We start from the raw sequence: 5,849 nt of genomic DNA on the forward strand, positions 1-5,849 counted from the left end.
CCGCTCGACCGAGCTACACAGATTTCTGGCGTAGCCTTTGACGCTTGTGTTTGGGAAATTTGGCCTTATCTTAGTGCAGGCGCTAGCATTTATTTTCCAGATGAAGAAACTAAGCGATCGCCCGAAAATATCCGAGATTATTTAGTAGCAAATGGAATAACAATTAGCTTTTTACCCACACCTTTAGCGGAAAAAGTTTTATTATTAGAATGGCCGCACGCAGTAGCTTTACGAATCTTACTCACAGGCGGAGACAAACTACATCACTATCCTATAGCTGAATATCCTTTTCAGCTAGTTAATAACTATGGGCCAACAGAAAATACTGTTGTGACAACCTCCGGGATAGTTCCTGTCAGCAAGCAACCCAATGTAGCGCCTGCAATCGGTCGTCCTATTGCCAACACAAAAGTTTATGTGCTGGATAAACATTTACAACCTGTACCTATTGGTATTCCTGGCGAATTATATATCGCTGGTGATGGACTGGCGCGAGGTTATTTAAACCGTACAGAATTAACAGAAACCCGGTTTCTTCAATTAACAGAAACCCGGTTTCTTCAAGAAACCGGGTTTCTATCAGAAGCACGCCTTTATCAAACAGGCGATTTAGTTCGCTATAGAACAGACGGTAACATCGAATTTTTAGGTCGCCTCGACGAGCAAATAAAAATTCGCGGCTATCGCATCGAATTGGGAGAAATAGAATCAGTACTCAGTCAGCATCCAGCCGTCCTACAAACAGTAGTAACCAACCGCGAATATGCAGGCGAAAATCGTTTAGTAGCTTATGTTGCGCTGAATCCAGAATACAGCAGCGAACAAGAACAAATTCAACAAAAGCAATTGCAAAATGAGCAAATTTCCCAATGGCAAATGCTCTACAACGAAACTTACGATCGATCTGTCACCGATCCAGATCCTACATTTAATATTGTCGGTTGGAATAGCAGTTACACCAATCAGCCAATCCCAGCCGAGCAAATGCAAGAGTGGGTGAATAACCAAGTCGCGCAAATCCTCGCGTTGCAACCCAGCCGCGTGTTAGAAATTGGCTGTGGAACGGGTTTATTACTATTCAGAATTGCACCTCACTGCCATAAATATTGTGGAACCGACTTTTCTTCTGCTTCGCTTGACTACATCCGACAGCATTTGCAAAACCAAGAATTACCTCAAGTAACGCTGCTTCAAAAAATGGCTACTGATTTTGAGGGAATAGAAGCCAAAAGTTTCGATGCGGTAATTCTCAATTCTGTTGTGCAATATTTCCCCAACATTGACTATCTTCTGCACGCGATAGAAGGCGCTATTGAGGCAACTGCTCCCGGTGGTGTTATCTTCATAGGAGATGTGCGTAGCCTGCCATTGCTGCAAGCTTTCCATGCGTCGGTGCAACTGCATCAAGCCGAGCCATCTCTCACCCGCGAACAGTTGCAGCAACGGGTAGAAATGCAAATATTTCAAGAAACTGAATTAGTCATCGAGCCAGCTTTTTTTATTGCATTAAAACAGCATTTCCCCCAAATTAATGACGTGCAGTTGCAGCCTATCCGAGGTCGTCATCACAACGAATTAACTCAGTTTCGTTATAATGCGATTCTTCATATTGGTGTTGAAAAAGATGGTGAAAGAACCCCACCCCAGCCCCGTGGCGGGGGGACTGAGGGTGGTTTTACAGACTGCTTAGACTGGGAGGAAAATAACTTAACCATCTCAACAGTGCGGCAGATATTGATTGATAATCAACCGGAAATTTTAGGCATCAGCAATGTGCCAAATGCGCGGGTAATGGCAGCAGTAAAAACGGTTGAATGGCTATTCAATACAGAAAAATTTGCGAGTGCAATCCAGATGCGAGAAGCTTTGCAAAAGCTCGATCGCATAGGAGTAGATCCGGAAGATTGGTATGTTCTAGATGTACCGTACAACATTGAGATTAGCTGGACAGATTCAAATAACGAAGGGCGCTACAACGTAGTGTTACAACGACAAGATGCAAGCAGCAAAAAATTAATTTTTCCACACAGCACTCAGTTACGTCCGTGGCAAACATACGCCAATAATCCCTTACAAGCTAAAGCCGCACGTAAATTAGTGCCGCAATTGCAGATGTATCTGGCAGAAAAGCTACCTGAATACATGATACCTTCGGCTTTTGTCGTGCTGGATTCTTTGCCTTTGACGCCGAATGGAAAAGTCGATCGCCGCGCTTTACCCGCACCCGATCCAATAAAACCAGAATTGGCAGCAGGTTATGTTGCACCTCGAACTCCCGTTGAGGAAATATTAGTGAAAATTTTTGCTGAAGTTCTGGGAGTTAAGCGAGTGAGTATTCACGAGAATTTCTTTGAATTGGGAGGACATTCTTTACTCGCGACTCAGCTTGTTTCCAGAGTGCGCGATGCTTTCAAGATAGAGTTGCCTTTGCGTAGCGTTTTTGAAACACCGACAATTGCAGAATTATCTAAAGTTGTTGAAGCTTTTAAAGATAGTAATGGTGAAAATAAAGCGCCTGCTTTGGTGCCAATTTCTCGTGAGAGTCGGCGGATGAAGTTATCTTCGCTGAACAAAGAAAGCAAATAGATCTCTCTTGGAGCATTTAATTAACGTATTAAACCCCAAAACAAGTTAACTATTTGCTTATCGCCATTAAATGTGATATAATATACGGCCAAATTATTATATTTGTGACAAAATGAAGGTATATATTCAAAATAACCGACGCTTTGTCACAATGTGGAGAGTTATATGGCTAATTCTAAAGCTGCACAAGTGCTGGAGCGACTGAAAAATCAAGGGGTTATCCGATCGAGGGATTTCCACGAGCAGGGAATTGAGCGAGAATACCTGCGCCGTCTGGAACAACGAGGGTTGCTAATGCGATCGGGCCGTGGTATTTATACTGTGACTGATGCCCAGCTGACAGAGAACCACAGTCTAGCTGAAGCTAGCAAGCGCGTGCCTCATGCTACTGTCTGTCTGCTCTCCGCACTCCGTTTCCACGAACTCACAACCCAAGCACCTTTTGAGGTTTGGCTGGCTATTGACAATAAAGCACGCACTCCAAAGGAGGATATTCTCCCCCTGCGTATTGTGTATATGTCTGACCCAGCTCTGAGCGCTGGCTTTGAAGAACATCAAATTGAAGGAGTGCCAGTACGAGTATATAGTCCTGCAAAAACAGTGGCAGACTGCTTCAAATATCGCAACAAAATCGGACTGGATGTTGCGATCGAAGCTCTACGTGACTGTTGGAAAAAACGCCGCAGCACAGCAGATGAAATTTGGCACTATGCCAAAATTTGCCGTGTTTCCAACGTTATGCGTCCCTATCTAGCATCGCTTGTATGAGCCAAAATCAGGCTACCAAAGTGGCAGTATCAGTACAGCAGAAATTGCGTAATCAAGCCACTCAACAAAAAGTAGCTCTTAATGCGCTTCAAACTCGTTATGCCAGAGAAAGGCTCTTATACCGACTGAGCAAATCAGCATATCGCGATCGATTTGTCCTCAAGGGTGCTACTCTTTTCTCTGCATGGCTTGACAAGCCGCATCGACCTACTCAAGACATTGATTTGCTTGGGCTGACAGATAATACTGTCGCTGATGTGGAGCAAGTATTTCGTGAAATATGTTGCTTGGAGGTTGAGGAAGATGGGCTGGAATTTAAGAAAGATACAGTTCGAGGTCAGCGGATAAAGGAAGGCGCAGCTTATGAGGGAGTGCGGATTCACTTAGATGCGTATTTTGCTGGAACCCGCTCCCGCTTTACTCTTCAAATCGATATTGGTTTTGAGGACAAGGTTACTCCAGAACCAGAGGTCATAGAACTTTCTACGATCTTGAATTTCCCAGCGCCCATACTGAAAACCTACCCTCGCGAAACTTTTGTTGCTGAAAAATTTGAAGCTATGGTGATGCTTGGTATGTTCAACAGTAGGCTAAAGGATTTCTACGATTTGTGGTTTCTTGCTCAAGAATTCGAGTTTGAAGGGGAATTACTTGGCCGAGCTATTAAAACAACTTTCACTTGGCGAAAAACACCAATACCGTTAGAAACCCCGACAGCCCTTAGTTCAGAATTTTATGAAGACTCCCAGAAACAAAAAGATTGGAAAGGCTTGTTAAATAAGTTGTCAGAAACAGAGAAAATAAAGAGCCTAAAAGAAGTTACAGATCTTTTAAAAAGCTTCCTCATGCCACCTACTATAGCTGTAGCGAAAGGAGAAACATTTGATAAACTCTGGATACCATCTGGAGCTTGGCAGAATCCTGAGCAAGCGAAGACCTCTAACCCTCCAAAACCTCACAAACGACTGTCATAGGGTTGAGAAAAAATAAATGTTGAGCAATTAGCACAAGTATTCATATTTCCGTATTTCTTGAATAAGCGATTTTTTTAACTAAGATGGAGCGGCAATAAATGTTAGTTTCTGTTATTACGCCTACAACTGGCAATCCTTTATTACAGCAAAACATTCAAAGTATACAAAATCAGGATTATAAAAATATCGAACATATAATCGTAATCGACGGCAAGGAAAGAGAGGATGATGCTTACAAGAGCATAAAAGAAATTGAACTTAAGAAACAAACTTATGTTGTAACTTGGCCTTATGCTACTGGAAAGGATAGATTTAACGGACACCGCATCTATGGGGCGAACTGTTATTTAGCGAATGGCGATTATCTGGTGTTTTTGGATGAGGACAACTGGGTGGATGAGAATCACATATCCTCATTAGTCGAGTTGGTAAGTAAGTGGCAATTAGATTGGGCTTACTCATTAAGAAAGATTGTCGATCGCCAAGGGAACTTCATTACTTACGATGATTGCGAAAGCCTTGGCAAATGGCCATCATTCTTGAGAGAACAAGATAATTTAGTTGATGTTAACTGCTATTTTCTCAAAAAACAAGTAGCAGTTAGCATTTCTCCTCTTTGGTATAGAAAAGCTAAAGAACCTGGAGTTCAAGATGTAGATAGAGCTATGTGCGCTAATCTCATAAAGTTATACCCTAATTTTGAAACTACAGGTTTTTATACTGTTAATTATCGAGTTGGCTCGACGGAAATATCAGTTAAACAGGAGTTTTTTATAGAGGGGAATAAAATTATGAAAAATAAATACCCTAACGAGTACCCTTGGCGTAATTCAAAATGGAGTTTATAGGTAGGGACTAGGGGTTAGGGGCTAGGGGCTAGGGGAAGAAGAGCCTCGAATCAAAGGGCTGAGCGCTCACAGCGAAGCCCTTGATTTGTAGGGGCGTTCGCGAAGCGGCGCGGATGCTCTTAGCATTTGGGCAATAATTTTTCGCTCTCAGCAAAAGCATACTCAGCAAATGCTTCGCCCCTCGCTAGCCCCTAGTCCCTAGCTATAACTGCAAGCTTTAAGCAAACAAAAAGCTTAAGCAACGTGATTACAGCGGAGTGCTGCGATCGATAATTCTCCTGTTTTCAGCATCAATGTCTGACTCTCGCCGACGCATCTCCTCTTCGGATTCAACAAGGTCGTCCTCTGCTAGTTTGGGAGCGTCAAAATCTGCGGTGGTAGACATTGGTGATTGAATGTAACCAGTATCTACATACGCTTCCATCGGAGCGACATCTCCTGGATAAAAGCTTGCACTAGCAGGAGTTGCTGGCATTACCGTATCTACAGGGGTAATGGTGCGATCGATATCAGCAGAAATTGCTGGTATTCCAGTTTCTACAGGGGTAGTGCGGTTGTCAAGAATAGTTACATAGGAGACATCCTCAACTGCATCTTTTCTTGACTCCTCTATAGAGGATTTGGCTTTTTCAGCTTTATTCTTAACAGCATTGCCGACATCTCGAACAGAAGA

General features: G+C 42.9%; 5 protein-coding genes. 4 read left to right on the top strand and 1 reads right to left on the bottom strand.

Annotated elements, in window-relative coordinates; genetic code table 11:
* From H6S82_RS15230 to H6S82_RS15245, 4 genes are all read left to right on the top strand, one after another.
* Positions 1–2,586, top strand: a 2,586-nt coding sequence (locus tag H6S82_RS15230) for an AMP-binding protein (protein WP_191056377.1), incomplete at its 5' end; no start/stop codon positions are given.
* Positions 2,587–2,751: 165 nt separating this feature from the next.
* A complete protein-coding gene (locus H6S82_RS15235) occupies positions 2,752–3,354 on the top strand; it encodes a type IV toxin-antitoxin system AbiEi family antitoxin domain-containing protein (protein ID WP_190464909.1) in 603 nt (200 codons plus the stop codon).
* Positions 3,351–4,328 (top strand): nucleotidyl transferase AbiEii/AbiGii toxin family protein, encoded by a 978-nt coding sequence (locus H6S82_RS15240; protein ID WP_190464910.1) that lies wholly within the window; start codon positions 3,351–3,353, stop codon positions 4,326–4,328. Before H6S82_RS15235 ends, H6S82_RS15240 begins: the two co-directional genes overlap by 4 nt.
* 98 nt (positions 4,329–4,426) lie before the next feature.
* The gene (locus tag H6S82_RS15245; RefSeq protein ID WP_190464911.1) at positions 4,427–5,176 is read left to right on the top strand and encodes a glycosyltransferase; all 750 of its coding nucleotides are present in this window, start codon (positions 4,427–4,429) and stop codon (positions 5,174–5,176) included.
* A gap of 247 nt (positions 5,177–5,423) precedes the next feature.
* On the opposite strand, the gene H6S82_RS15250 is transcribed toward H6S82_RS15245, so the two are convergent.
* The coding region (locus H6S82_RS15250) for a hypothetical protein (RefSeq protein WP_191056378.1) at positions 5,424–5,849 on the bottom strand (426 nt) is incomplete at its 5' end.

Source organism: Planktothrix sp. FACHB-1355 (assembly GCF_014748295.1).
GTDB lineage: Bacteria > Cyanobacteriota > Cyanobacteriia > Cyanobacteriales > Aerosakkonemataceae > Aerosakkonema > Aerosakkonema funiforme_A.